Annotated in this window: 26 protein-coding genes; 11 read left to right on the top strand and 15 right to left on the bottom strand. The window is 60.7% G+C overall.

Translation table 11 applies throughout. The features are described from left to right. Window positions 1–3: 3 nt before the first annotated feature. Together GKKCFE_RS06980 and GKKCFE_RS06975 are read right to left on the bottom strand one after the other, a co-directional pair. Window positions 4–1,677 carry a DEAD/DEAH box helicase gene (locus tag GKKCFE_RS06980; RefSeq protein WP_047226368.1) on the bottom strand — a complete coding sequence of 558 codons (1,674 nt, stop codon included), beginning with the start codon at window positions 1,675–1,677 and terminating at the stop codon, window positions 4–6. Between the two features lie 338 nt (window positions 1,678–2,015). Beyond that, window positions 2,016–2,771: a spermidine synthase gene (locus tag GKKCFE_RS06975; protein ID WP_047226367.1), complete on the bottom strand. Its 756-nt coding sequence runs from the start codon at window positions 2,769–2,771 to the stop codon at window positions 2,016–2,018. A gap of 135 nt (window positions 2,772–2,906) precedes the next feature. Here GKKCFE_RS06975 and GKKCFE_RS06970 point away from each other — a divergent pair, with 135 nt between their 5' ends. Continuing rightward, the gene (locus tag GKKCFE_RS06970; protein WP_445577656.1) at window positions 2,907–4,253 is read left to right on the top strand and encodes a class II 3-deoxy-7-phosphoheptulonate synthase; all 1,347 of its coding nucleotides are present in this window, start codon (window positions 2,907–2,909) and stop codon (window positions 4,251–4,253) included. Between the two features lie 133 nt (window positions 4,254–4,386). Here GKKCFE_RS06970 and GKKCFE_RS06965 read toward each other — a convergent pair whose 3' ends face one another. Beyond that, complete coding sequence (locus GKKCFE_RS06965) at window positions 4,387–5,616, bottom strand: winged helix-turn-helix domain-containing protein (RefSeq protein ID WP_445577655.1); 1,230 nt, start codon at window positions 5,614–5,616, stop codon at window positions 4,387–4,389. A 64-nt stretch (window positions 5,617–5,680) separates the two neighbouring features. Further along, on the bottom strand, window positions 5,681–5,902 hold the full coding sequence (locus GKKCFE_RS06960; protein ID WP_047226364.1) for a DUF1127 domain-containing protein: 222 nt from the start codon (window positions 5,900–5,902) through the stop codon (window positions 5,681–5,683). Window positions 5,903–5,999: 97 nt separating this feature from the next. Here GKKCFE_RS06960 and GKKCFE_RS06955 point away from each other — a divergent pair, with 97 nt between their 5' ends. Further along, the gene (locus GKKCFE_RS06955; protein WP_171061402.1) at window positions 6,000–6,854 is read left to right on the top strand and encodes a LysR substrate-binding domain-containing protein; all 855 of its coding nucleotides are present in this window, start codon (window positions 6,000–6,002) and stop codon (window positions 6,852–6,854) included. On the opposite strand, the gene GKKCFE_RS06950 is transcribed toward GKKCFE_RS06955, so the two are convergent. Next, window positions 6,844–7,578, bottom strand: a complete 735-nt coding sequence (locus tag GKKCFE_RS06950; RefSeq protein WP_445578031.1) for a sulfite exporter TauE/SafE family protein — start codon at window positions 7,576–7,578, stop codon at window positions 6,844–6,846. The two genes, GKKCFE_RS06955 and GKKCFE_RS06950, sit on opposite strands and share 11 nt — an antisense overlap. A 160-nt stretch (window positions 7,579–7,738) precedes the next feature. Here GKKCFE_RS06950 and GKKCFE_RS06945 point away from each other — a divergent pair, with 160 nt between their 5' ends. From GKKCFE_RS06945 to GKKCFE_RS06935, 3 genes are all read left to right on the top strand, one after another. Next, on the top strand, window positions 7,739–8,200 hold the full coding sequence (locus tag GKKCFE_RS06945) for a MarR family winged helix-turn-helix transcriptional regulator (protein ID WP_445577654.1): 462 nt from the start codon (window positions 7,739–7,741) through the stop codon (window positions 8,198–8,200). Between the two features lie 353 nt (window positions 8,201–8,553). Beyond that, entirely contained in the window at window positions 8,554–8,973 is a 420-nt protein-coding gene (locus GKKCFE_RS06940; RefSeq protein WP_047226360.1) for an organic hydroperoxide resistance protein, read from the top strand. A 35-nt stretch (window positions 8,974–9,008) separates the two neighbouring features. Beyond that, complete coding sequence (locus tag GKKCFE_RS06935; protein ID WP_076385714.1) at window positions 9,009–10,022, top strand: alpha/beta hydrolase; 1,014 nt, start codon at window positions 9,009–9,011, stop codon at window positions 10,020–10,022. 208 nt (window positions 10,023–10,230) lie between these two features. On the opposite strand, the gene GKKCFE_RS06930 is transcribed toward GKKCFE_RS06935, so the two are convergent. Together GKKCFE_RS06930 and earP are read right to left on the bottom strand one after the other, a co-directional pair. After that, complete coding sequence (locus GKKCFE_RS06930) at window positions 10,231–10,800, bottom strand: elongation factor P (RefSeq protein WP_003199385.1); 570 nt, start codon at window positions 10,798–10,800, stop codon at window positions 10,231–10,233. 48 nt (window positions 10,801–10,848) lie between these two features. Next, a complete protein-coding gene (earP, locus tag GKKCFE_RS06925; RefSeq protein WP_445577653.1) occupies window positions 10,849–11,982 on the bottom strand; it encodes an elongation factor P maturation arginine rhamnosyltransferase EarP in 1,134 nt (377 codons plus the stop codon). Between the two features lie 124 nt (window positions 11,983–12,106). Here earP and GKKCFE_RS06920 point away from each other — a divergent pair, with 124 nt between their 5' ends. Together GKKCFE_RS06920 and GKKCFE_RS06915 are read left to right on the top strand one after the other, a co-directional pair. Continuing rightward, entirely contained in the window at window positions 12,107–12,493 is a 387-nt protein-coding gene (locus GKKCFE_RS06920; protein ID WP_092458927.1) for a hypothetical protein, read from the top strand. Between the two features lie 2 nt (window positions 12,494–12,495). Then, entirely contained in the window at window positions 12,496–12,978 is a 483-nt protein-coding gene (locus tag GKKCFE_RS06915) for a GreA/GreB family elongation factor (RefSeq protein WP_047226356.1), read from the top strand. 10 nt (window positions 12,979–12,988) lie between these two features. Here the strand turns inward: GKKCFE_RS06915 and cysB are convergent, their stop codons facing one another. The 4 genes from cysB to GKKCFE_RS06895 form a co-directional block, all read right to left on the bottom strand. Next, window positions 12,989–13,963, bottom strand: coding sequence for an HTH-type transcriptional regulator CysB (gene cysB, locus GKKCFE_RS06910; RefSeq protein WP_018603112.1), 975 nt, complete (start codon window positions 13,961–13,963; stop codon window positions 12,989–12,991). Between the two features lie 111 nt (window positions 13,964–14,074). Beyond that, window positions 14,075–14,575 carry a universal stress protein gene (locus GKKCFE_RS06905; protein ID WP_047226355.1) on the bottom strand — a complete coding sequence of 167 codons (501 nt, stop codon included), beginning with the start codon at window positions 14,573–14,575 and terminating at the stop codon, window positions 14,075–14,077. 96 nt (window positions 14,576–14,671) lie between these two features. Continuing rightward, window positions 14,672–15,577, bottom strand: a complete 906-nt coding sequence (locus tag GKKCFE_RS06900) for a 5'-nucleotidase (RefSeq protein ID WP_047226354.1) — start codon at window positions 15,575–15,577, stop codon at window positions 14,672–14,674. Window positions 15,578–15,598: 21 nt separating this feature from the next. Continuing rightward, window positions 15,599–16,552, bottom strand: a complete 954-nt coding sequence (locus tag GKKCFE_RS06895; RefSeq protein ID WP_047226421.1) for a putative 2-dehydropantoate 2-reductase — start codon at window positions 16,550–16,552, stop codon at window positions 15,599–15,601. 293 nt (window positions 16,553–16,845) lie between these two features. On the opposite strand from GKKCFE_RS06895, the gene GKKCFE_RS06890 reads away from it, so the two are divergent. Beyond that, on the top strand, window positions 16,846–17,922 hold the full coding sequence (locus tag GKKCFE_RS06890; protein WP_003199364.1) for a 3-deoxy-7-phosphoheptulonate synthase: 1,077 nt from the start codon (window positions 16,846–16,848) through the stop codon (window positions 17,920–17,922). A gap of 137 nt (window positions 17,923–18,059) precedes the next feature. Here the strand turns inward: GKKCFE_RS06890 and GKKCFE_RS06885 are convergent, their stop codons facing one another. Beyond that, a complete protein-coding gene (locus GKKCFE_RS06885) occupies window positions 18,060–18,341 on the bottom strand; it encodes a GNAT family N-acetyltransferase (RefSeq protein WP_047226353.1) in 282 nt (93 codons plus the stop codon). 633 nt (window positions 18,342–18,974) lie between these two features. Here GKKCFE_RS06885 and oprI point away from each other — a divergent pair. Then, complete coding sequence (gene oprI, locus GKKCFE_RS06880; RefSeq protein ID WP_011335311.1) at window positions 18,975–19,226, top strand: outer membrane lipoprotei OprI; 252 nt, start codon at window positions 18,975–18,977, stop codon at window positions 19,224–19,226. A gap of 126 nt (window positions 19,227–19,352) precedes the next feature. On the opposite strand, the gene GKKCFE_RS06875 is transcribed toward oprI, so the two are convergent. The 3 genes from GKKCFE_RS06875 to GKKCFE_RS06865 form a co-directional block, all read right to left on the bottom strand. Then, window positions 19,353–20,324 (bottom strand): L,D-transpeptidase family protein, encoded by a 972-nt coding sequence (locus tag GKKCFE_RS06875; RefSeq protein WP_047226352.1) that lies wholly within the window; start codon window positions 20,322–20,324, stop codon window positions 19,353–19,355. Between the two features lie 243 nt (window positions 20,325–20,567). Further along, complete coding sequence (locus GKKCFE_RS06870) at window positions 20,568–20,861, bottom strand: hypothetical protein (RefSeq protein ID WP_047226351.1); 294 nt, start codon at window positions 20,859–20,861, stop codon at window positions 20,568–20,570. A gap of 56 nt (window positions 20,862–20,917) precedes the next feature. Beyond that, window positions 20,918–21,523 carry an arylesterase gene (locus tag GKKCFE_RS06865; protein WP_047226350.1) on the bottom strand — a complete coding sequence of 202 codons (606 nt, stop codon included), beginning with the start codon at window positions 21,521–21,523 and terminating at the stop codon, window positions 20,918–20,920. Window positions 21,524–21,533: 10 nt separating this feature from the next. On the opposite strand from GKKCFE_RS06865, the gene GKKCFE_RS06860 reads away from it, so the two are divergent. Continuing rightward, the gene (locus tag GKKCFE_RS06860) at window positions 21,534–22,217 is read left to right on the top strand and encodes an ABC transporter ATP-binding protein (RefSeq protein WP_092397715.1); all 684 of its coding nucleotides are present in this window, start codon (window positions 21,534–21,536) and stop codon (window positions 22,215–22,217) included. Further along, complete coding sequence (locus tag GKKCFE_RS06855; RefSeq protein ID WP_076385720.1) at window positions 22,217–24,721, top strand: ABC transporter permease; 2,505 nt, start codon at window positions 22,217–22,219, stop codon at window positions 24,719–24,721. Before GKKCFE_RS06860 ends, GKKCFE_RS06855 begins: the two co-directional genes overlap by 1 nt. The last annotated feature ends 24 nt before the right edge of the window (window positions 24,722–24,745 follow it).

Genomic DNA, 24,745 nt, shown 5'->3' with positions numbered 1-24,745 from the left:
GGATCAATCTTCGCGATAGCGACGCAGTTTAAGCTGCTTGCCGGCGACACGAGTGTCCTTCAGTTTGGTCAGCAACTTCTCCAGACCATCTTCCGGCAGCTCTACCAGGCTGAAGCTGTCACGTACCTGGATGCGACCGATGGCCTCACGAGCCAGACCGCCTTCGTTGAGGATGGCGCCCAGCAGGTTCTTGGCCGCGATGCCGTCACGGGCACCCAGCGCAGTACGGCAGCGCGCACGGCCTTCGGCCAACGGGATCGGCGCACGACGCTCGCGATCACCACGGTCCGGACGATCACCGCTACGCTCTGGACGATCGCCACGCGGTGCGTTGTTCGGCACCAGTGGACGTTCTTTCTCGATCGCAGCGAGGGTCAGCGCCTGGCCATTGGTGGCCTTGCGCAGCAGAGCAGCGGCCAGGGCACGTGGGGTGCAACCGATGTCGGCGGTCAGGCGATCGAGCAGATCACCGTGGGTCGATTCGGCGTCAGCCACCAGTGGCGACAGGCTGTTGGTGAGCTTCTTGATGCGGGCATCGAGAACTGCCTGGGCGTCCGGCAGGCGAACCTCGGCGACCTTCTGACCGGTTACACGCTCGATCACTTGCAGCATGCGGCGCTCACGCGGGGTGACCAGCAGCAGTGCACGACCTTCGCGACCGGCACGGCCAGTACGGCCGATACGGTGAACGTAGGATTCCGGATCGTACGGCATGTCCACGTTGAACACGTGGGTGATGCGCGGAACGTCCAGGCCACGGGCGGCAACGTCAGTGGCCACAACGATGTCCAGACGGCCATCCTTGAGGGAGTCGATCACACGCTCACGCTGGTTCTGGGCAATGTCACCGTTCAGCGCAGCGGCTTTGTAGCCTTTGGCTTCCAGGGCGCTGGCCAGGTCCAGGGTCGCTTGCTTGGTACGTACGAACATGATCAGGGCGTCGAAATCCTCGACTTCCAGCAGGCTCAGTACGGCCGAGGTCTTCTGGTCGGCGTGAACCAACAGGTGAGCCTGTTCGATCGCGGTGACGGTCTGGGTCTTGGTCTGGATCTTTACGTGTTGCGGATCGCGCAGGTGGCGCTCGGCAATGGCGCGGATCGACTGCGGCAGAGTGGCCGAGAACAATACAGTCTGACGGGTCGCTGGCAGGGCCTTGAAGATGACTTCCAGGTCATCCATGAAACCCAGCTTGAGCATTTCGTCGGCTTCATCGAGAACCAGGTGGTTCACGGTGGCCAGGACTTTTTCGTCACGACGCAGGTGGTCGCACAGACGGCCCGGAGTGGCGACAACAATCTGCGCGCCGTTACGGATGGCTTTGAGTTGCGGGCCCATTGGAGCGCCGCCGTAAACAGCCACAACGGTTACACCAGGCATTTGCTTGGAATAGGTTTCAAAAGCGGTTGCTACTTGCAGCGCCAACTCACGAGTTGGCGCCAGGATCAGGGCTTGCGGTTCGCGCTTAGCAGGATCGATGCGATGCAGGATCGGCAGGGCGAACGCGGCGGTTTTACCCGTACCGGTTTGCGCCTGACCAATCATGTCGTGACCGGCCATGATGATCGGGATCGATTGCTGCTGAATAGCCGAAGGTTCTTCGTAACCGGTCGCAATGACGGCTGCAAGAATGTTCGGATTAAGATTAAAAGCGACGAAGCCGCCGGTTTCCTGGGTCATGGGTCTGCCTCTAAGTGCATCCGCAAAGACCCATGCTCCAAAGCTGCGCATGCCGTGTTGAGACTCAAGAGTCGCCCTGGCTGCTTTGTCGGCGGGGATTTGCGAAAACGAATGAATGAAAAAGAACGTCGTGGAAGCATCCGTTGTGCGGACATGCAACCGAAGCTGGCTTCGGGGAATTGCGCTACCTTGACGCGGCCCGGCTAAAGGCCGGCGCGCACTATACCGGAAATCGCCCGAAAAGGGAGATTTTTTATTGCCAAACCCGGTTATGGGACTGGCTGTCATGGGCGTCGGGACAGCCGGCTTAAACGATTTACCTTCCGACAGCTTGCCTATCAAGTCGCCGGGCGAATGGCCTTGATCAACGACTGCAACGAATAACCCAGCCGCGGCGCCAGCCCTTCGGCCCGGGCGACCAGTCCTTGCATGTCCAATTCCTGGTCCAGATCCGCCGGCACGATCAGGATGACATTGCCTTCTTTAACCGGCAGCTCCCAGTAATGCCGGTGGTACAAGCCGCGCAGCAGCGCCGCGCCCAATGGCTTGCCGTCGTCGGTGGCCCATTGGTTGATCACCAGCCAGCCGCCGGGGTTGAGGCGTTTCTGGCAGTTCTCCAGAAAACCCCAGGCCAGGTGCCCGACGCCAGGGCCGACGTCGGTATAGAGGTCGACAAAGATCAAATCCGCAGGCTCGGCGGTTTCAAGCAGCTCCAGGGCATCGCCGACACGGATGTACAGCCGCGGATCGTCGTCCAGCCCCAGGTATTGGATGGCCAGGCGCGGCACATCGGGGCGCAGTTCGATGGCTTCGACATCTTCCAGCGGCAGAAACTTGAGGCAAGCCTGGGTCAGAGTCCCGGCGCCCAGCCCAAGAAACAGCGCGCTTTCCGGCTGCTCGTGGCACAACGCGCCAATCAACATGGCGCGGGTGTAATCATATTCGAGCCAGCTCGGGTCGGCCGTGAACACGCAGCTCTGTTCGATGGCATCGCCAAATTCCAGAAAACGGTAGTCCGCCACTTCGAGAACCCGGATAACACCGAACTCGTCATGCACTTCGGCGAGCAAATGCTCGACGCGCTCCTCTGTCATTTCATCTCCTGTGGCTGCGCTGACCCTGAACATAACCGGGGCAAAAGCGCGATTGTCCGCGAAGCGACGCAAACAGGTCACGCACTAATTTGCTGATAACATGGCAGCCCGAGCGTAAACCACCTAGAGATCATGATGAGCCAACCCTGGAGCCCTGACAGCTGGCGCGCCCTGCCGATCCAGCAGCAACCCCAATACCCCGACGCGGCGCATTTGCTGCAGGTCGAGCAGACCCTGGCCAGTTATCCGCCGCTGGTGTTTGCCGGTGAAGCCCGGGAGTTGCGCCGTCAGTTCGCCGAAGTCACCCAAGGCCGGGCCTTCCTGCTGCAGGGCGGCGACTGCGCCGAGAGCTTTGCCGAGTTCTCGGCGGCGAAGATCCGCGACACCTTCAAGGTATTGCTGCAAATGGCCATCGTCATGACCTTCGCCGCCGGTTGCCCGGTGGTCAAGGTCGGTCGTATGGCCGGACAGTTCGCCAAACCGCGCTCGGCCAACGATGAGACGATTGGCGGGGTAACCCTGCCGGCCTATCGCGGCGACATCGTCAACGGCATCGGCTTCGACGAGAAAAGTCGCGTGCCGGACCCGGAGCGGCTGCTGCAGTCCTACCACCAGTCCACCGCCACCTTGAACCTGCTAAGGGCCTTCGCCCAGGGTGGATTCGCCGATCTGCATCAGGTGCACAAGTGGAACCTGGACTTCATCGCCAACTCGGCCCTGGCTGAGAAGTACAGCCACCTGGCCGACCGTATCGACGAAACCCTGGCCTTCATGCGCGCCTGCGGCATGGACAGCTCGCCGCAATTGCGCGAAACCAGCTTCTTCACCGCCCACGAAGCGCTGCTGCTCAATTACGAAGAAGCTTTCGTGCGTCGCGACAGCCTGACCAACGACTACTACGACTGCTCGGCCCACATGCTGTGGATCGGTGACCGCACCCGTCAGTTGGACGGTGCCCATGTCGAATTCCTGCGCGGGGTGAACAACCCGATCGGCGTCAAGGTCGGCCCGAGCATGAACCCCGACGACTTGATCCGTCTGATCAACGTGCTCAATCCGGACAATGATCCGGGGCGGCTTAACCTGATCGCGCGAATGGGCGCGAACAAGGTCGGCGATCACCTGCCGCAGCTATTGCGCGCCGTGCAACGAGAAGGCAAGCAGGTGCTGTGGAGTTCGGACCCGATGCACGGCAACACCATCAAGGCCAGCAGCGGTTACAAGACCCGGGACTTCGCGCAAATCCTCGGGGAAGTGAAACAGTTCTTCCAGGTTCACGAAGCCGAGGGCACCTATGCCGGGGGCATCCACATCGAAATGACCGGGCAGAACGTCACCGAGTGCATTGGCGGCGCGCGGCCGATCACCGAGGACGGGCTGTCGGACCGTTACCACACTCATTGCGATCCGCGGATGAATGCCGATCAGTCGCTGGAACTGGCGTTTTTGATTGCCGAGACGTTGAAGCAGGTGAGGCGCTGAGTCAGTAAGTCATTCGCCGTTTGTTGGATTGCTATCGCGAGCAGGCTCGCTCCCACATTGACCGCGGCGTTCACAAATCCTGTGTTCACCAAAGGTCAACTGTGGGAGCGAGCCAGCTCGCGATGGGGCCAGTTCAGTCAGCCCCCACCTCAGCCAACGCCCCCGCCAGCCGAACCCCTCCCGCCCGAGCGCAATTGAGCTGGACCCGCGCCAACCCCAGCCAGTCGGCCAAGCGTCGCAGGTTCAGCGCCAAAGCCTGCATCCCTTCCTCGTCCAGCCCCGGCGCCTCCTCGTGCACGGCATGCACCGCCAATCGACCCAAAGCCCGCTCCGCCCGCAGATCCACCCGCGCGGCGATACGTTCGTTGTGCAGGAATGGCAGCACGTAGTAGCCATACACCCGCTTGTGAGCCGGGGTATAAATCTCCAGTCGATAACGGAAATCGAACAGCCGCTCGGTACGGCTACGCTCCCAGACCAATGAATCGAAGGGCGACAACAACGCACTGGCCGCCACCTTACGGGGAATCTTCGCGGTGGGTCGGCACCAGGCCGGTTGCTTCCAGCCTTGCACCTGGCAGCGCACCAGTTCACCGGCCTCCTCCAGTTCGGCCAGTCGTCCACGGCTATCGGCCGGATCGAGTCGAAAATAGTCGCGCAAATCTTTCTCGGTGCCCACACCCAAGGCTTGGGCGGCATGCAGCAGCAAGGCGCGCTGAGCCTGGGGCTCGTCCGGCAGCGATTGTTGCAGGACCGAGGACGGAAACACGCGTTCCGGCAAGTCGTAAAGCCGCTCGAAGCCCCGCCGCCCCGCCACCGTCACTTCACCCGCCGCGAACAGCCATTCCAGCGCATGCTTCTCGGCGCTCCAGTCCCACCAGGGGCCGGCCTTTTCCTGGCGCGTGGACAAGCTGCCCGCCCCCACCGCACCTTGCTCGCGGACCGAAGCCAGTACGCGGCGAATGACATCCTGACGCTCCTGACCGAACTGCGCCAACTGTCGATAAATGCCCTCACCGCGGGACGCACGCTCCATGCGCCAACGCATCAGCGGATACATCGCCAGCGGCAGCAATGAGGCTTCATGACCCCAGTATTCGAACAGCGTACGACGTCGGCCCTGGCTCCAGGCTGCCTGGTCGAGCAAATCAGGGGGGTAGTGACCGAGACGGGAAAACAGCGGAAGGTAGTGCGAACGCACCAATGCATTGACTGAATCAATCTGCAGGACGCCGAGGCGTTCAATCAGGCGGTTAAGGCGCGCCGGTTGCACCGAAGCTGACGTCGGCCGCCCGTCGAATCCTTGGGCGGCCAGCGCCAGACGCCGGGCCTGTTTGAGGGTAAAGGACAGAGTCGCGGGCATGAAGATCTCCTTGTCTGCTCGCAACCTACCTCACCATTAAGCGGTTTGTGTAGGGAAGGATGGCTCATTTGTGCATCGGGTCATCCCAGAATGGCCGAACCACTTCCTTTTCGACGTCGGCACGGCTGACGCCGATGTCCTTGAGCGCCTCATCGCTCATTCCGGCAAGCAGTTCACGTTCGTGGTGCAATTCGTACCAGCGGCTAAACTTGTGCAGCAGAGCGCTGATGGAAAAGCCATGGGATGAGAGTTTTTCTATCAGTAGATAACCTTTTTGACCTTTCATCGTGATGTCCTCCGTTGGGGATGGCTCAAGTCTCACGCTAACGCTAAGATCAATCCAACGAATGTTTCTGATGCAATACATCTCGGAGATTGATCAATTGTCGAGTTACCCGAGCATCGATACGGAAGTGCTGCGTACCTTTGTCGCCATCGCTGACCAGGGCGGTTTCACCCGTGCCGGTGAGTTGGTCAATCGCACCCAGTCCGCCGTCAGCATGCAGATGAAGCGACTGGAAGAAGATGTATTGCAGCGGCGGCTGTTCGAGCGTGACGGGCGCCAGGTCAAGCTGACCGCCGAAGGCCAGGTGTTGCTCGGCTACGCCCGGCGGATCCTCAAGCTGCACAGCGAAGTGTTCAACACCCTGCGTGAGCCGCACATGGTCGGCACGGTGCGCATCGGCACCCCGGACGATTATGTGATGCGTTTTTTGCCGGGGATCCTGCAGCGCTTCGCTCAGTTCTATCCCTTGATCGAAATTGAAGTGCACTGCGAGTCGTCCAAGCAGTTGCTGCTGCGCCAGGATCTGGACCTGTCCATCGTCACCCGCAAACCGGGGGACGAAATCGGCCAGTTATTGCGCAAGGAGCGCTTTGTCTGGGCCGAAGCGGCATGCTTCAACGTCCACGAACAAACACCGTTGCCGCTGGCGATGTTCAACAGTGATTGCTTCTGCCGGCAATGGGCCTGCAATGCACTGGATGCCATGGGCCGCGATTATCGCGTGGCGTACAACAGCTCGAGCCTGTCGGCGCTCATGGCAGTGGTTGGCGCGGGCCTGGCGATCACCGCGCAACTGGAAAGCCTGCTGACCCCGGACATGCGCGTGCTGGGCGAGGCGGAAAACCTGCCGCAGTTGCCCGAAGCGAGCATCATGCTGATCCGCAACCTGCATAATCCGTCGCCGATCACCGAGTGCCTGGCCGAGCACATCGTCGAAGGTTTCAAACTTTAAAGGCGAGCAAGATCGCGCACAGCACCAGGAAACCGCAGAACAGCCCGCGCAGCAGCCGCTCCGGCATGGCGTGGGCGACTTTTACCCCCCAACTGATACTGAGCAGGCCACCAGCGGCCAGCGGCAGGCCGATCCACCAGTCCACTTGGTGATGCACCGCATACGTGGCGAGCGTCACGCCGGTACTGGGCAAGGCCAACGAGAGAGACAATCCCTGGGCGACCACCTGACTGGTACCGAACAGGCTGGTCAGGAACGGCGTCGCGACGACCGCCCCGCCGACACCGAACAATCCGCCCATGGTCCCCGACGCCGCCCCCAACACGGCGAGCCACGGCCAGCCATAACGCATCTGCGCCGAAGCCGGGGGGCTGGCGGCGAACATGCGAATCAGGTTGTAGGCCGCCAGCACGATCAGGAAGGCCACGAAGCCGATTCGCATGCTTTGCGCGTCGATGCCCACGGCCCAGATCGAGCCAAGCCAGGCAAAGCAAAAACCCATGGAGGCCAGTGGCAGTACATGACGCATTTCAATGCGATTGCGCTGGTGGTAGCGCCACAAGGCGAGCATCACGTTTGGCACGACCATCACCAGGGCCGTGCCCTGGGCGATCTGCTGATCGAGGCCGAACAACAGGCCCAGCACCGGAATGGCGATCAACCCGCCACCAATCCCGAACAATCCCCCCAAAGTGCCCAATGCGGCACCGAACACCAGATACACCACACCTTCGATCACACCGATTCCCCCTTGATCAGGGCGCTTATCCTACGCAGTCGGCGCTCGCGGGGGAACGCAACTTCCGATCAGAACGTCAGAATTATCTGGCGCATTAAAGGTTCGCCCGCTAGATTCGTAGCGATCATTGATTGAAGGTTCTGCCATGAGCACCCAACGCGACACCCCCGCCCCCTGCGAAGCCCTGTTGCTCGACAACCAGGTGTGCTTCGCCCTGCACTCCACGTCGCTGCTGATGACCAAAGTCTACAAGCCGCTGCTGCAAGCCCTGGGCCTGACTTATCCGCAGTACCTGGCGATGATGGTGCTGTGGGAAAAGGACGGCCTGACTGTCGGGGAAATCAGCAACCGCCTGCTCACCGATCCGGGTTCACTGACCCCGTTGCTCAAGCGCCTGGAGGCCGAGGGCTTGCTGAGCCGCACCCGCAGTCGTGAGGATGAACGCGTGGTCATCGTCGAGCTCACCGAACAGGGACGCGCCCTGCAGGAAAAGGCCCTCAACATTCCCCAGTGCATTCTCGGCGCCAGTGGCCAGACCCTGGAGCAATTGAAGAAGCTGCAGCATGACCTGCAAGAGCTGCGCGGGAATTTGCAAGACAGCCTCTGAAACGCAGCCTGTCTAGCAGCACCGTCAACTGCCCCAACGCTATCGCGAGCAGGCTCGCTCCCACATTTTGATCTTTGGTGGACGCACTTTTTGTGTTCAACACAGATCGTTGTGGGAGCGAGCCTGCTCGCGATGGCACCAGTCCGATCACCTCCTGCCCCCTCCCTGAAAAAAAATTTTCAGCTGATGAAACCGCTCTAGCTCAAGGGATCTACGCCGTTTGAGCGAGCAAAATTCAATTCTCTTAAAAATTTATCTTGCGCACAAAATATTAGCGCTAAACATTTGCCTCACACCTACTTAGCGCACAAACATTTAGCGCTGCAACAGCAACCAAAAACGAGGCTCTCACCATGCAAACGCTCTACACCGCAATCGCAACTTCCACCGGTGGCCGTGATGGTCGTGCAATCTCCAGCGACAACATCCTGGACGTCAAACTCGCCACCCCCAAAGAACTCGGCGGTGCAGGCGGCGCGGCAACCAACCCGGAACAACTGTTCGCTGCCGGTTACTCGGCCTGCTTCATCGGTGCCCTGAAATTCGTCGCAAGCCAAAGCAAGCGCAAGATTGCGGATGACGCCTCGATCACCGCCCATGTCGGTATCGGCCAGATTCCCGGTGGTTTCGGCCTCGACATCGACCTGCACATCAGCTTGCCCGGTCTGGACCTGGCCGATGCACAGAGCCTGGTGGACGCAGCTCACCAAGTCTGCCCGTACTCCAACGCCACTCGTGGCAACGTCGATGTGCGCCTGCACGTCACCGTTTAACCAACGCCTTCCAGCCTGCACTTAAGGAGATGCACATGAACACCTTCAGCAAAGCCTTGACCGGCACCCTTCTGGCACTGAGCGTCGGCAGCGCGTTCGCCGACGGCATCGTGGAACACAACACCCAGGCGTTTCTCGACGCGCTGAATGCCGGCACCGGCAAGCCATTGGAGCAACTGTCGCCCAAGGACGCCCGCGCGGTACTGGTCGGCGCCCAGGCCGGGGTGAAACTGAGCTTGCCCAAGGCCGACGTCAGCGAGAAAACTATTGAGGTCGATGGTCAGCCGATCAGCCTGACCATCGTCCGGCCGGCCGGCGTCAAGGGTGAGCTGCCGGTGTTCATGTTCTTCCACGGCGGTGGTTGGGTATTGGGAGATTTCCCAACCCACGAACGGTTGGTTCGGGATCTGGTGGCCGGATCAGGTGCCGTCGCGGTGTTCGTCAACTACACGCCTTCGCCGGAAGCGCATTACCCGGTAGCGATTAATCAGGCCTACGCCGCGACGAAATGGGTGGCCGAGCATGGCAAGCAAATCAATGTCGATGGCAAGCGCCTGGCCGTGGTGGGCAACAGCGTCGGCGGCAACATGGCAGCGGTCGTGGCGTTGATGGCCAAGGACAAAGGTACCCCGGCGATCAAATTCCAGGCCTTGTTGTGGCCGGTGACCGACGCCAGCTTCGAGACGGCGTCCTACAACCAGTTCGCCGAGGGACACTTCCTCAGTAAAAACATGATGAAGTGGTTCTGGGACAACTACACCACCGATGCCGGGCAACGCAGCGAGATCTATGCCTCCCCGTTACGCGCCAGCACCGCGCAACTCAAGGGCCTGCCGCCCGCGCTGGTACAGACCGCCGAGGCCGACGTGTTGCGCGATGAGGGTGAAGCCTACGCCCGTAAACTGGACGCGGCTGGCGTGCCGGTCACGGCGGTGCGCTACAACGGCATGATTCACGATTATGGTTTGCTCAATGTGGTGAGCCAGGTGCCAGCGGTGCGTTCGGCGATGTTGCAGGTATCCCAAGAACTGAAACAACATCTGAAGTGACTTGTGGCGCAACCCTGTGGGAGCAAGGCTTGCCCGCGATGAACACAGCGCGGAACCGAGGCGTCTGGATCGCGAGCAAGCCTTGCTCCCACAGGGCAGGATTAAATCCCCTCGCCACCGTCTCCATCCTGCCCTCTGTCTGAACATAATCCGCAGGCATGAAAAAGCCCGACTCAATGGTCGGGCTTTTTCATACACAAGACTTCGCTTATTTAGCGCGGCCTTTGTAGGAACCGCCTTCGCGGGTATCGATCTCGATCATGTCGCCGATTTCGATGAAGTCAGCAACCGACAGCTCGGTACCGTTCTTCAGTTTGGCAGGCTTCATTACCTTGCCGGAAGTGTCACCGCGAGCGGAACCTTCGGTGTAGTCAACCTGACGCACGATGGTGGTCGGCAGTTCTACGGAGACCAGACGCTCTTCGAAGAACACGGCTTCGCAGACGTCGGTCATGCCTTCTTCGATGAACGGCAGAACGCTTTCGATGTCTTCGGCGTTCAGCTCGTACATGGTGTAGTCAGTGGTGTCCATGAACGTGTAGGTGTCGCCGCTGATGAAGGACAGGGTCGCTTCTTTGCGGTCGAGGATCACGTCGTCCAGTTTGTCATCGGCGCTGTAGACGATCTCGGTTTTGTAACCGGTCAGCAGGTTCTTCAGCTTGGTCTTCATGATCGCGCTGTTACGACCCGACTTGGTGAACTCAGCTTTCTGAACCAGCCAAGGATCGTTTTCGAGACGGATCACGGTCCCGGGTTTCAGTTCTTTACCAGTTTTCATTGCGAATATCCGAATTTGGATGGGATTTACAAAAATCTAGGCCGCGTATCATATCCAATTTACATAAAACTTCACCAGCGCTGCGGCAAGATCGGGTCGCGAGGCCTGTTCCAGACACCATGCCTGGGCATGATCAAGCAGTTCCTGCTGCTGTTGATCGACCATTTTCCAATGTTCGGCCATGTCTTGGCCAGCATTCCAGGATCGCCAGAGACCGCTGATCGCTTTTTCAGCCGGCTCCGAAAGGCCGTGGGTGTACAGCCGGAGGAATGCCTCGAGTTTTTCCAGATGAACGTCTTCTTCCTGCTGGTAGATATGCCAGAGCAGCGGCCGACCCGCCCATTGGGCGCGCACGAAGGAGTCTTCACCCCGCACGGCGTTGAAATCGCAGCACCATAGCAGTTGATCGTACTGATCCTGGCGGACGAACGGCAGCACCTGCACCGTCAGGGCACCACGTTGCTGTACCGCACCGGCCTTCAGGCCATCGATGCCCAGCCAACGCTGGACATCGCCGAGCACCCGACCTTCGGGGATCAATACATGAGAGGCCTGGGTATCGGTCGCCATGGCATCGAACCAACTGGCAAGCCCGGCGTTTTCGTAGGCAAACAGCGAGATCAGGCGCGAGTCCGGCGTCCGATGGACGCCCAACGCCTCCAGGAAAATCCGTTGCGCCTGGGCATCCTGCTGAAACTGCCGACGCCGCTCCAGCAGACCGGCTTCACGCAGCAGCCCGCCCGTGCCCTCGCGGAAGCCCGGAAAAAAGAAATATTTCTGCACGTGCTTGTATTTGACCGAGGGCAATCCGTGGCACCCGATCACCCAGTCTTCCGCACTCAGGTAATCGAGGTTCATCCACAACGGCGTGGTCTGCCGCTCGGCCATCGCATCCATGTAGGCGCTCGGCAACTGGCAGGCAAACGCGGCGATGACTACATCGGCGGCGTCGGTGAACGGCCAGACCTCAGGCCAATGACAGACTTGCACACCCTGCTGCCATTGCTCGGACAGCGTGATGTCGATTTGCGGACACAGTCGTTCAAAGGCCCGCAGGTCATCGACCCATAGCCGCACCGCACATTGATGCTCGGCCACCAATTGCCGAGCCAGGCGCCAAGTGACGCCGATGTCGCCAAAGTTATCGACGACGGTGCAAAAAATATCCCAGCGCACGGTCATTCCCGACTCCCTGTGGCAAAGGCCTGATTGTCCCGCATTAAACCGATGATGCAGAAGAGCCGACGGCGATTAATCTTCATGCGACAATCGCCGCCTATCACGTGTTCATTGCCAGGAAGCAGCCATGTCCGATCACCCGCCAGCGCCACGCCTTACAGCCCTGCAATTGACCGTCAGCATTGCCCTGGGCCTGTGGCTGGGGTTCCTCGCCATCGTATTGACCGGCTGGCTGCTGTCCAGATTCCTGTTCAACGAACAACTGGCGCCAGTGGCCGCGGCCGTGCAGCAACTGGGGCAACCACCGGCGGTGCAACCGGCCCCGGAACCACCAACCCCCATGTTCGAGCAGTACCAGCAAAATCTGCAACGAAACGAACAACGACAAGCCCTGGATCAAGCCCGCAGCGATCCTCGCAACCTGTCCAACCCCAAGTGTCAGTTCTGGTTGCAACAGGACCAGAACGCGCCCAGTGAAAAGAGCCGGGCCAACGTTTTGCAGTTTTGCGATTGATCATGAACAAACAGATCGTTCACCAACTGATTCTCGACAAACTCAGGATTGACCTGGGTATCGCTGAGCGCGCCGCGCAGACGGCCTACGAAACCGCGACCCACGAGGAAAACATCGCCGAGAACAAATACGACACCCTGGGTCTTGAAGCGTCTTACCTCGCTGCCGGGCAAGCCAGGCGTGTCGAAGAAATCCGCCAGGCCCTCGCCCTCTGCCAGAACCTGATACTCCGGCCCTACGACGAACAGCGCGGCATTCAGATTGGCACCCTGATCGGGCTGGCGGATGAAGATGACCGCCAGCAATGGTTGTTTCTGGGACCGGATGCCGCGGGCTTGAAAGTGTCACTGGTGGGCCAGCCGATCACCGTCATCACCCCTCGCTCGCCGCTGGGACGAAGCCTGCTGGGCAAGTTCGAAGGGGATGAAGTAGAGATCGTCGTCGCAGGCGCCCGGCAACAGTTCGCTGTCACCGAGGCGATCTAGCACTCACTGTTCAGTGCACCGGTAATTCCACACCGTCGAACAGCTCTTCGAGTTCCTGCTTGTTGTGGCACTGGATGGCCTTGGCCATGACTTCCCGGGTCAGGTGTGGCGCGAACTTTTCGATAAAGTCGCACATGAAGCCACGCAGGAAGGTGCCGCGCCGGAAACCGATCTTGGTCACGCTGGACTCGAACAACTCGCTGGCATCCAGCACCACCAGATCGCCGTCCAGCTTGGTATCGACGGCCATTTTCGCCACGATGCCCACGCCCAGGCCAAGGCGGACATAGGTCTTGATGACGTCGGCGTCGGCGGCGGTGAACACCACTTTCGGGGTCAGGCCGCGGTGGCTGAAGGCTTCGTCGAGTTTCGAACGGCCGGTAAAACCGAACACATAAGTCACGATGGGGTATTCGGCCAAGGCTTCAAGCGTCAACTTTGGCAGCTTGGTCAGCGGATGGCCCTGAGGCACAACCACGCAGCGGTTCCAGCGGTAGCACGGCATCATCACCAGATCGCCGAACAGTTCCAGAGCCTCGGTGGCGATGGCGAAATCCACGGTGCCGTCCGCCGCCATTTCGGCGATCTGCATCGGCGAGCCCTGGTGCATATGCAAGGCCACGTCCGGGTATTGCTTGATGAAGTTACTGATCACCGGAGGCAGTGCATAACGGGCCTGGGTGTGGGTGGTGGCAATCGACAGCGTGCCTTTTTTCTCGTTGGAAAATTCCTGGGCAATCTGCTTGATGCTTTCGACCTTGCGCAGGATCTCCCCGGCCGTGGTGATGATGCGCTCACCGGCCGGAGTCACGCGGGTCAGGTGCTTGCCGCTGCGGGCGAAAACTTCGACACCCAGCTCATCCTCCAACAGGCGGATCTGCTTGCTGATGCCGGGTTGCGACGTGTAGAGGCTTTGGGCAGTAGCGGAAACGTTGAGGTCGTGGTGCGCCACTTCCCAGATGTAGCGCAGTTGTTGAAGCTTCATATGTATCCCTCAAAGCAGTTGGACGCCACGGGCATCAGCGACGGTATATAACTATATGAATGGTTGCATCAATTAATCTAGAACTTTTCATAAAAAAGCCACTACTTTGCCTCAAGCCTCCCCCTGACGTCGCCGCTGCACCAACGGCACCAGGTAGACCGGTACCCGGGATAACTGCAATACCCGCGCAGCGGTCCTGCCCAGCGGCGTTTCACCGCTCGCCCCTTGGCAGTGACTGCCTACGATCAGCAAATCCACAGAGAGTTTCGCAGCCTGATCGAGAATGACCTGGGATGGATCGCCCTGGAAAACCCGCACCGACTTGATCAGCTTCAAGTCCTGCTGCCCCTCACCCAACTCTTCACGAAAGCTGTCGAGCACCCGCTGCTCAATGTTGGCCATCACCGTATTCAGACCCTGGCGATGAAATTCGTTCAGCGCTTGCTCATCGAGATAACTTTGCAACACCGACTCCGCGAACAGCCCCATTGGCTCTACCGCGTGCACCACATACAACTCGGCTTCGAACGTCCGTGCCAACGCCAAGGCATGCTGCATCACATAAGGGGCGTAAAGTCCCAGGTCTGTGGCGTACAGCATCGAACGAATCATGTGACCTCCTCGCGTGCCAGAATGGCGGAGATGGATTCAGCTTAGCAGCGCCTTGAGGAGTACGACGTCCAGCGTAACGCCCTAAACAACGGGCAGTCAGAGCTTCACTTCATTGCTGATGCCGTGAGGCACATGCCCCGTGGCGACCACCTCGCGAGCCAGTTCGCAGTGGCCGGTCTGGTCGTCGAAAAAGACGTCGGCGGCGAAGGCTTCGAGAAATGCCGATTTGGTCAGGCCACCGAGAAACAGCGACTCATCCAGACGAATGTCCCATTCGCGCAACGTCCGGATGACGCGCTCGTGGGCCGGCGCCGAACGGGCAGTGACCAGCGCCGTGCGAATCGGACAGGCGTCTTCGGGGAACTCGCGTTGCAGTGCATTGAGTGCCGCCAGAAACCCCTTGAACGGCCCGCCTCGCAGCGGCTCACGAGCCGCTTGCCGTTCGCTGGCCTGGAATGCAGCCAGGCCGCCGCTCTGATAGACACGCTCGGATTCGTCGGAAAACAGCACCGCATCGCCGTCGAAAGCGATACGCAGTTCCTCGCTGGCGGCGCGGCTGGCGCCACCCGACAGAATGGTCGCAGCGGCGAATCCGGCGTCCAGGGCACTGCGCACATCTTCAGCGTGGGTGGACAGAAAAAGATCACAGCCGAACGCCTTCAGATAAGGGTAAGGACTGCGGCCGCCGACGAACGCCGCGCGGGAAATCGCCAGCCCGTAATGATGAATCGAGTTGAACACCCGCAGGCCGGTGTCGGCGCTGTTGCGCGAAACCAGAACTACCTCGACTCGCGCACGCCCCAGATGCTCGTTGAGATTCAGCAGCTTTTGTACGAGAGCGAAGGCGTCGCCGGGTTCGAGGACTTCGTCCTCATGCTCAATCTGATATTGCCGGTAAGCCTCGACGCCGCCCGACAGATACACCTTATGGCTGTCACTCAGATCGAACAGCGCCCGCGAGGAAATCGCCAGCACCAGTTTGTCGTCGATGTTGTTTGCCATGTCGCTCCCCCTTTCGCCTGATCAGCGGTTTCGTCGGTCCATAAATGCCAACGCCTGATACAAGGCTTCGATTTTCGGCAGCTCACAACCGGCTTTTTTCGCCGCCGCCAATGGTCGGCTGTAAATAGCCTCCAGCTCCAGCGCGCGCTGGTGGGAATAATCGTGATACATACTCGGCCAGTAGTCGGGCATCTTTTCGGTCATCGCAAACAGATACTCGGCATAGCCCGGCGCAATCTGGTGACCGCAAGCCTGAGCACCCCGCACCACCTCCCCCATCAGGGCCTGGATCAAGCCCCGGCTGTCACTGTCGGCCATCAACGGCGTGGTACTGGCACCCAACAGAACCGAAAGACCGTTGTAGGGCACGTTCCACACCAGTTTCTGCCAGCGCGCCTGCCGCAGGTCGGGCATGGCCTGGGAATCCAGGCCGGCGGCACGGAACAGCCCGGCCCCCTGCTCGACAATCGCCATGCGTTGCGCCTGATCGTGGCAAGGACCGCTGTGGTAACCGAGGTTGACTGCACCGAGGGCCTGGTGGGCAATGACGCCAGGACCGACCCGATGCACACAGATCAGGCACAGGCCGCCCAGCAGATGCAGCGAATCGGGCAGCAACGGTCGGAGGTCGTCCTCAACATCCAGGCCATTTTGCAGCAACAGGACTTTTGCACCCTGAGCGGCAGCTTGAATGATGGCCGGGGCCAGGTCGGCATTGCTGGTGGTCTTGGCACCGACCAGTAGCCAGTCGCAGGGCGGCATGTCCGCCGCCGAACGATACGCCTGGACCGGGTTGAGCGTCAGAGCGCCATGAACCGCGCTGTCGACTCGCAAGCCGCCCTCGGCCACCGCCCCAAATTCGCTGCGCAGTAAAAAATGCACGTCAAAACCGGCGCGAGCCAGCATCACGCCATAGAACCCACCGATCGCACCGGTGCCAATCATCCCGATCCGCGGTTTAACGCCTGCCTGCATCATTGCCACTCCTCAGCTAACAGTCCATGCGCATCATTACATAGGTGCGGGCCAACGTGGCGAGGCAGCCGGGTTCCGCCGGGCCGGTTCGCGTTCGGGCGCAGCAGGTCCTTTTGTGAAGGCTGCGCCGTCAAGCGCGGGCAAGCCCCCCCGCCGCAATTAACCCGTGCCTGCCCATTGTCGAGCAACCTCGTAACGCGCTAAGGTTCCGCTCCCCGACGCGCTTAAATCCGCTGTGCACCGCCGCGCGGGGATCGCTGGCGGCCGGCACCCGTGACCTGACGAGTAACACGATGGCTGATTTACCGATCAATGACCTTAACGTCGCCTCCAACGAGACCCTCATCACGCCTGACCAGCTCAAGCGCGATATCCCCCTGAGCGACGCTGCACTGCGCACCGTGACCAAGGGCCGGGAAGTCATTCGCAACATTCTCGACGGCACCGACCATCGCCTGTTCGTGGTCATCGGGCCCTGCTCGATCCATGACATCAAGGCCGCCCACGAATATGCCGAGCGCCTGAAAGTGCTGGCGGCGGAAGTTTCCGACACCCTTTACCTGGTGATGCGGGTGTATTTCGAAAAGCCGCGCACCACCGTCGGCTGGAAAGGCCTGATCAACGACCCGTACCTGGACGACTCCTTCAAGATCCAGGATGGCCTGCACATCGGTCGCCAATTGCTGCTGGACCTGGCCGAAATGGGCCTGCCCACCGCCACCGAAGCCCTGGACCCGATCTCCCCGCAATACTTGCAGGACCTGATCAGTTGGTCGGCCATCGGTGCGCGGACCACCGAATCCCAGACTCACCGTGAAATGGCCTCCGGCTTGTCCTCGGCCGTGGGTTTCAAGAATGGCACCGACGGCGGCCTCACCGTGGCGATCAACGCCTTGCAGTCGGTTTCCAGCCCTCACCGCTTCCTGGGCATCAACCAGGAGGGTGGCGTCTCGATCGTCACCACCAAGGGCAACGCTTATGGTCACGTGGTGCTGCGCGGCGGCAACGGCAAACCGAACTACGATTCGGTCAGCGTCGCGCTGTGTGAGCAGGCACTGAACAAGGCCAAGATCAAGCCGAACATCATGGTCGACTGCAGCCACGCCAACTCCAACAAGGATCCGGCGCTGCAACCGCTGGTGATGGAGAACGTGGCCAACCAGATTCTGGAAGGCAACCAGTCGATCATCGGCCTGATGGTCGAAAGCCATTTGAATTGGGGCTGCCAGGCGATCCCCAAGGATCTGGCGGACTTGCAGTACGGTGTGTCCATCACCGATGCCTGCATCGACTGGAGCGCAACCGAGAACACCCTGCGCAGCATGCATGCCAAGCTCAAGGACGTGTTGCCTAAACGTCAGCGTGGCTAAAAGGATCGCAGCCTCGTTGCACTCGACGGCGCCTACGCCGGCTATGTGTAGGCGAAGGCTGCGACCTTTGCTCTTTTCAAGGCTAAAAAAAACGCCGGGCTTTTCAGCCCGGCGTTTTTATTGGGGAATCCGTAAGGTCAGAGCTTGGCCGCGTGACGCTGGTGACGCTCCATGTAGCGCTCCACGTAGGAGCAGGACGGGATCACCGTGTAGCCCATTTCGTCGGCGTATTGCAGCGCCCTTTCGGTCAGCGCCGCCGCAATGCCGCGTCCGCGCAAGGCGTTGGGCACGAAGGTGCGATAGATATCCAGGGTCTGTTTGCCCAGGTCCATATAAGTCAGATAGGCACGATGACCGTCCACATTGGTCTCGAACTGATGACCAGCCTGGTCATGGTGGATGGACAACGCCTCGCTCATCACTACTCCTCGCGGGTCTGAATGCTGACCCCTACCTTACCGATGTTTTTCCGGCGAAGGAACATCTACGCCACCCCGTGCCTGTCTGGTCACCGAGCGCCAACACCCACCGCTCAACCCCGAGCACGTCGTGAATAGTAGGCACCAATGACGCAAATGCTCAAGGCACGCCCGTCAAAGGGGGTAAAACCCGGTCGGGTTTATCGATTGAGCGCCACCGTCACGCGCTAGTCGGCCAAGGCGCAATAGCTGAACATCGCCAGTTGTTGAGTCGTGAGACGAGCGCCGGTTATTAAAGTCACCGCCAACACCAATAAAGATAGCCGCCCCACTGAGCAAAAAACGCTCAAAAGTGCAGGCGAATCAATAAACAACGACGTTAACGGGTTAAGGAAAAGTTCTCCCGTGCACGGAACTTTTGCTCAATGACGCGCTCAACCCGGGTGCCGGCGGCTGCATATTTTTTAAACAACACCCCAAAAAGTTGCTCGGAAAAGAATCACCGCCTACAATTTTTTTGCTTCTTGCGCGACGTCAGTTTACTTACTACAAGTAATGGGTAGTATGTACGCCGGCTAACTCCTCGCTGTGAGGAGACAGTCACTTAATAGAAAGTCCTTGAAGGGGAACACGATGAACAACGTTCTGAAATTCTCTGCTCTGGCCCTGGCCGCAGTTCTGGCTACCGGTTGCAGCAGCGCATCGAAAGAAACCGAAGCACGTCTGACTGCTACCGAAGACGCAGCAGCTCGCGCCCAAGCTCGTGCAGACGAAGCTTACCGTAAAGCTGATGAAGCTCTGGCTGCTGCTCAAAAAGCACAACAGACTGCTGACGAAGCTAACGAGCGTGCTCTGCGCATGCTGGAAAAAGCTAGCCGCAAGTAATAGTCCTCCGGGATTGTTATCGAGCCGACCCATTTTTTGGGTCGGCTTTTTTATTGCCCGGCGTTTCCCCAGGCGATAAAAAACCCGCCGACATCGCAAAACGCCGGCGGGTCTCTATTGCAGGTTTTACTGTTGCAGATCGATCGGCGCGCTGGAGACCATCGGTGCCGAAGTATTCGGAACGGCGATCTCGACCGGCAGGCCGTCTTCGGCCGCCACCACATCACGCACAACATCCCAGTCCATGCGCAGGTTGCTGGTGATGTCCTCACGCTTGAGCATCGTGTTGATCACCGCGGTGTGCTTGTCCACCACCGATGGGTTGCCGTTGTCGTCCAGCGGCGTGTGGGCCTCCAGATAAACCTTCCCGCCGCTCACACCCAGCTTGTAGGGATCGTTGATGATCCGTACCGAGGTGCCCACCGGCACCATGCCGGCCATCTGCAGTACGTTGTTGTTGAACATGCGGAAGCAGCCGTGGCTGGTGCGCATGCCGATGCCGAACTTCTTGTTCGAACCGTGGATCAGGTAACCCGGGGTGCCCAGGGTGAACTTGAACGGACCCAAGGGATTATCGGGACCGGCCGGCACCACGTTCGGCAACGGATCGCCGTCGGCGGCATGCTCAGCCTTGATCGAGGCCGGCGGAGTCCAGGTCGGATTCGGGGTCTTGGCAATGATGCTGGTGTGGGCGATCGGCGATCCCCAACCTTCACGGCCAATGCCCAGCGGGAAGGTGTAGACCACATTCCGGCCCTTGGGGAAGTAGTAGAGACGGTACTCGGCGAGGTTGATCACGATGCCTTCGCGCGGGCCAGGCGGCAGGATGAAACGGGTCGGCAGCACGACCTCGGTGCCCGCACCCGGCAACCAGGGATCGACGCCCGGGTTGGCAGCGACCATCTCGGTGTAGCCCAGGTCGTAGGTAGTGCCCAGGTCGGCGAAGGTGTCTTCGTATTTGGCCTTGATGACCTGCACCTGGCCAACAATGTCTTCGCCTGGCGGTGGCAGAGGCAGCTCCAGGGCGGCAACGGGACCAGCCATGCACAGGGCGGCAAGAGACAGGCAGCGGGTGACGGCAGGCAAGCGCAGCAACATCCGGGAAATCCTTTGCAGGTCGAACAGAGGGTATGAAGACTGTGATTGTACACCGGCCCCCGTTATTTCGGGGAGGGCAGGAATGAGGCGTCCGATGCCTAGCATGCCTGGAGACTGAAATAAAAACCTGTGGGAGCGAGCCTGCTCGCGATAGCGGCGGCACATCCAACATCAATGCAAGCAGGCCCACCGCCATCGCGAGCAGGCTCGCTCCCACAAGGGGCATGCGGGGAATCTGGGGAATTACAATTCGAACCGCAGTTCCGGCCAGATCGGCGAGGTACCGCGCTTCTGGGACTCCAGGATCGCCCGGCACAATGAACACAGGCGATGGTCCTGGAATATCTTGCGGTCAACAGCCGACCAGCGCGGCTGGGCCGGCAGCAGGCTGCCGCACAGGGTCCGGTCGGCCGAGCCACCGAGTTCCAGTTGCCGGGTCACCAGATGCACCCGCACTTCCTGGCAGGCGAACAGGTCCAGCTGTTCGTCAGGCTCGATCAGTTGGTAGGCAAACAGGGACCAGGCGGGACGCGGCATCGGGGGCTCCAAATCGGGGGCGCCACATTAGCCGAAAGACCGCCTGTAGAAAAGCGTCACAGCAGCGGTTTTAGCGTCGGCCAGACATTTTCCAGCAACTTGCCCTGGGCCGCGACGGACGGGTGCAAGCCATCGCCCTGCATCATCCCCGGAACACCGCCAACGTCCTGAAGGAAAAATGGCACCAGCGGCACGTTTTTCTCCTCGGCCAGAGTGCTGTAGACCCGGGCGAAGGCATCGGTGTAGCGCTGCCCATAATTGGGCGGCAACTGCATGCCCAGCAGCAGTACCTTGGCACCGCTGGCGCGGGAGCTGTCGATCATCGCTGCAAGGTTTTGTTGCAATTGCGTTGGCGGCTGTCCACGCAAGCCATCGTTGCCACCCAGTTCCAGGATCACCAGGTCCGGCTTATGGGCTGCAAGCAGCGCCGGCAGCCGCGCCTGGCCGCCTGCACTGGTGTCACCGCTGATAGAAGCATTGACCACTTTGTCGTCGAAACCTTCGGCCTTGAGCCGTTGTTCGAGCAAGGATACCCAACCTTGCCGGGTATCCAGGCCGAAAGCGGCGCTGATACTATCGCCAACGATCAGGACTGTACCCGCCGCTGCGTTCTGGGCCATGCACATCAGGGCCAGGCCGGCACTCAAAAACCACACACGCATCGGATTCTCCATGGGCTCAAGCATTCTCACCGCGAAGGACCTTAGCAAAGTGGTTCCCAGCGCGGAAGGTGAACTGACTATCCTGCACGAACTCAGCCTGGAACTGAACAAGGGCGACAGCCTGGCCATTGTCGGCGCATCCGGTTCCGGCAAATCCACCCTCCTGGGCCTGCTGGCCGGCCTCGACCTGCCCAGCAGCGGTGAAGTGACCCTCGCAGGTCAAGCCCTCAGCGTTCTGGATGAAGACCAGCGGGCCCGGATCCGCGCCGAGCATGTCGGCTTTGTCTTCCAGTCGTTCCAGTTGCTCGACAGCCTCAATGCGCTGGAAAACGTCATGCTGCCATTGGAGCTTGATGGTCGCCAGGATGCCCGCGAACGCGCTACGGAATTGCTGCAGCGGGTCGGCCTGGGCCAGCGTCTGACCCATTCGCCCCGCCAGCTCTCCGGCGGCGAGCAGCAACGCGTGGCGATTGCCCGTGCCTTTGCGGCCGAGCCGGACGTGCTGTTTGCCGACGAACCCACTGGCAACCTCGACAGCCACACCGGTGAGCGCATCAGCGATCTTCTGTTCGAGTTGAACAAGGAAAGCGGCACGACCCTGGTGCTGGTCACCCATGACGAACGCCTGGCCCATCGTTGCCGGCGCCTGATTCGACTTGAAGCCGGCCAGATGGTCGCCCCCCTGGAGCCTTGATGGCACGCTTGCCGCTGTTGCGTCTGTTCAGTCTCGCTGTCCGCCAATTGCTGCGCGACGCCCGCGCCGGCGAACTGCGGGTGTTGTTCTTCGCCCTGCTGGTGGCGGTGGCGGCGAGTACCGCCATCGGCTACTTCGGAGCCCGTCTCAACGGCGCGATGATGATGCGCGCCACCGAATTCCTTGGCGCCGACCTGCTGCTCGAAGGCAGCTCGCCTGCCCGTCCCGAACAGATTCGCGGCGGCACCGATCTGGGCCTCGAACATGCCCGGGTGGTGGAGTTTTCCAGCGTCGTGGCCACCGACAATGGCATTCAACTTTCCAGCGTCAAGGCCGTCGATGACATCTACCCCCTGCGCGGCGAACTGAAAAGCGCCCCTGCCCCGTTCGCCCCGGAAGAAACCGGCGGGCGACCGAACCCAGGCGAGGCCTGGGTTGAAGCACGGCTGCTGACGGCACTGGACCTGAAAATAGGCGACAGCATCGACGTCGGCAACCAGCCCCTGCGCCTGAGCCGTGTGTTGACCTACGAACCGGATCGCGCCGGCAATTTCTATAGCCTCACGCCCCGGGTCATGATCAACCTCAAGGACCTGGACGCTACCGGCGTCGTGCAGCCCGGCAGCCGCGTCAGTTATCGCGACCTGTGGCGCGGCCCGGCACCAGCGCTGCAAACCTACCGCGACCTGATCAAGCCGGGCCTGGAGCCCAATCAGCGGCTGCAGGATGCACGCGATGGCAACCGGCAGATCGGTGGCGCCCTGGGCAAGGCCGAACGGTATCTGAACATGGCCAGCCTGGTGGCGGTGCTGCTGTCCGGCGTCGCCGTCGCCCTCTCGGCCAACCGCTTTGCCACCCGACGCTTTGATGCCAGCGCACTGCTGCGTTGCCTGGGGTTGTCACGCCGGGAAACCATGGTGCTGTTCAGCCTGCAATTGACCGTGCTGGGCCTGCTGGCCAGCCTCAGCGGTGCGCTGCTTGGCTGGGTCGCCCAACTGGGACTGTTTGCACTGCTGCATGACCTGTTACCCACGACCGTCCCGCCGGGTGGCCTGCTGCCGGCCATTGCCGGAATCGGCACCGGAATGGTGGCGTTGGCCGGCTTCGCCCTGCCCCCTCTGGCCGCGCTGGGACGGGTACCCCCCTTGCGCGTTTTACGCCGGGACATGCTGCCGATTCCTTCCAGCACCTGGGTGGTCTATGGGGCCGCCCTGGGTGCCCTTGGCCTGATCATGTGGCGCTTGAGCCTGGACCTGGTCCTGACGTTCGCCCTGCTCGGCGGTGGCGTCATCGCAGCACTGGTGCTCGGCGGCCTGCTGTTGCTGCTGCTCCAAAGCTTGCGCAGGATGCTGGCCCGCGCCTCGTTACCCTGGCGGCTCGGCCTGGGCCAGTTGCTGCGCCACCCCTTGGCGGCGGCCGGCCAAGCGTTGGCATTCGGCTTGATTCTGTTGTCCATGGCGCTGATCGCCCTCTTGCGCGGCGAGCTGCTGGACACCTGGCAAAACCAGTTGCCGAAAAACGCCCCGAACTATTTCGCCCTGAATATCTTGCCCAACGACAAGCAGGCCTTCACCGACAAGCTGCTGGCGTTGTCGGCGCAATCGGCGCCGCTCTACCCCGTGGTACCGGGACGCCTGATCAGTATCAACGGCGAGCCGGCCAAGGAATTTGTCACCAAGGACTCGGCCGGTGACCGGGCCCTGCAGCGCGACCTGAGCCTGACCTGGGCTGCGGACCTGCCGGCGGGCAACGTCGTCACGGCCGGGACCTGGTGGCCGCAGCAACCGCCGGACGATATTCCGGGCGTTTCGGTAGAAGGCAAGGTGGCCGAGAACCTCAAGATCCAGCTGGGGGACCGTCTGGTTTTCAACGTGGGCGGCGTCAATCGCGAGGCGAAGGTCACCAGCTTGCGAGAAATCAACTGGGACAACTTTCAGCCTAACTTTTTCATGATCTTCCAACCCGGCACGCTGAAGGATCTACCGGCCACCTATCTCACCAGCTTCTATCTGGCGGCAGGCCACGACCAGCAGATTGTCGACCTGTCCAGGGCCTTCCCGGCGGTGACGATCCTGCAAGTCGAAGCCCTGCTCGAGCAGTTGCGCAGCATCCTGGCCCAGGTCACCCTGGCCGTGGAATATGTGTTGCTGTTTGTACTGGCTGCGGGAATGGCCGTGCTGTTCTCCGGCCTGCAAGCCACCCTCGATGAACGGATCCACCAGGGTGCGCTGCTCCGCGCCCTGGGTGCCGAACGAGCCCTGTTGGTCAAGGCCCGGCGCATCGAGTTCGGGCTGTTGGGTGCGGTCAGTGGCTTGCTCGCGGCCTTGGGTTCGGAACTGGTGAGCCTGGTGCTTTACCGTTACGCGTTCGACCTGCCCTGGCATCCGCATCCATGGTTGCTGGTACTGCCTTTGGTGGGAGCGTTATTGATCGGGGCTGCCGGTGTGTTCGGCACCCGTCGAGCCCTCAATGCCAGCCCGCTGACAGTCTTGCGCGAGGGTTGATAGACTCCCGGCTTCGCCACCACA

It is taken from the genome of Pseudomonas sp. E141 (genome assembly GCF_052659885.1).
This window is presented reverse-complemented; position numbering and strand designations above follow the sequence as displayed.

What these genes read in the sequence shown, in the direction of transcription:
- cysB (WP_018603112.1), bottom strand. Translation starts at nt 13,963, where the DNA reads ATGAAGCTTCAACAACTGCGCTACATCTGGGAAGTGGCGCACCACGAC.
- earP (WP_445577653.1), bottom strand. Translation starts at nt 11,982, where the DNA reads ATGACCGTGCGCTGGGATATTTTTTGCACCGTCGTCGATAACTTTGGC.
- GKKCFE_RS06890 (WP_003199364.1), top strand. Translation starts at nt 16,846, where the DNA reads ATGGCTGATTTACCGATCAATGACCTTAACGTCGCCTCCAACGAGACC.
- GKKCFE_RS06970 (WP_445577656.1), top strand. Translation starts at nt 2,907, where the DNA reads ATGAGCCAACCCTGGAGCCCTGACAGCTGGCGCGCCCTGCCGATCCAG.
- GKKCFE_RS06895 (WP_047226421.1), bottom strand. Translation starts at nt 16,552, where the DNA reads ATGCAGGCAGGCGTTAAACCGCGGATCGGGATGATTGGCACCGGTGCG.
- GKKCFE_RS06875 (WP_047226352.1), bottom strand. Translation starts at nt 20,324, where the DNA reads ATGTTGCTGCGCTTGCCTGCCGTCACCCGCTGCCTGTCTCTTGCCGCC.
- GKKCFE_RS06920 (WP_092458927.1), top strand. Translation starts at nt 12,107, where the DNA reads ATGTCCGATCACCCGCCAGCGCCACGCCTTACAGCCCTGCAATTGACC.
- GKKCFE_RS06935 (WP_076385714.1), top strand. Translation starts at nt 9,009, where the DNA reads ATGAACACCTTCAGCAAAGCCTTGACCGGCACCCTTCTGGCACTGAGC.
- GKKCFE_RS06915 (WP_047226356.1), top strand. Translation starts at nt 12,496, where the DNA reads ATGAACAAACAGATCGTTCACCAACTGATTCTCGACAAACTCAGGATT.
- GKKCFE_RS06960 (WP_047226364.1), bottom strand. Translation starts at nt 5,902, where the DNA reads ATGAAAGGTCAAAAAGGTTATCTACTGATAGAAAAACTCTCATCCCAT.
- GKKCFE_RS06905 (WP_047226355.1), bottom strand. Translation starts at nt 14,575, where the DNA reads ATGATTCGTTCGATGCTGTACGCCACAGACCTGGGACTTTACGCCCCT.
- GKKCFE_RS06975 (WP_047226367.1), bottom strand. Translation starts at nt 2,771, where the DNA reads ATGACAGAGGAGCGCGTCGAGCATTTGCTCGCCGAAGTGCATGACGAG.
- GKKCFE_RS06980 (WP_047226368.1), bottom strand. Translation starts at nt 1,677, where the DNA reads ATGACCCAGGAAACCGGCGGCTTCGTCGCTTTTAATCTTAATCCGAAC.
- GKKCFE_RS06940 (WP_047226360.1), top strand. Translation starts at nt 8,554, where the DNA reads ATGCAAACGCTCTACACCGCAATCGCAACTTCCACCGGTGGCCGTGAT.
- GKKCFE_RS06860 (WP_092397715.1), top strand. Translation starts at nt 21,534, where the DNA reads ATGGGCTCAAGCATTCTCACCGCGAAGGACCTTAGCAAAGTGGTTCCC.
- GKKCFE_RS06965 (WP_445577655.1), bottom strand. Translation starts at nt 5,616, where the DNA reads ATGCCCGCGACTCTGTCCTTTACCCTCAAACAGGCCCGGCGTCTGGCG.
- oprI (WP_011335311.1), top strand. Translation starts at nt 18,975, where the DNA reads ATGAACAACGTTCTGAAATTCTCTGCTCTGGCCCTGGCCGCAGTTCTG.
- GKKCFE_RS06900 (WP_047226354.1), bottom strand. Translation starts at nt 15,577, where the DNA reads ATGGCAAACAACATCGACGACAAACTGGTGCTGGCGATTTCCTCGCGG.
- GKKCFE_RS06870 (WP_047226351.1), bottom strand. Translation starts at nt 20,861, where the DNA reads ATGCCGCGTCCCGCCTGGTCCCTGTTTGCCTACCAACTGATCGAGCCT.
- GKKCFE_RS06855 (WP_076385720.1), top strand. Translation starts at nt 22,217, where the DNA reads ATGGCACGCTTGCCGCTGTTGCGTCTGTTCAGTCTCGCTGTCCGCCAA.
- GKKCFE_RS06865 (WP_047226350.1), bottom strand. Translation starts at nt 21,523, where the DNA reads ATGCGTGTGTGGTTTTTGAGTGCCGGCCTGGCCCTGATGTGCATGGCC.
- GKKCFE_RS06930 (WP_003199385.1), bottom strand. Translation starts at nt 10,800, where the DNA reads ATGAAAACTGGTAAAGAACTGAAACCCGGGACCGTGATCCGTCTCGAA.
- GKKCFE_RS06945 (WP_445577654.1), top strand. Translation starts at nt 7,739, where the DNA reads ATGAGCACCCAACGCGACACCCCCGCCCCCTGCGAAGCCCTGTTGCTC.
- GKKCFE_RS06885 (WP_047226353.1), bottom strand. Translation starts at nt 18,341, where the DNA reads ATGAGCGAGGCGTTGTCCATCCACCATGACCAGGCTGGTCATCAGTTC.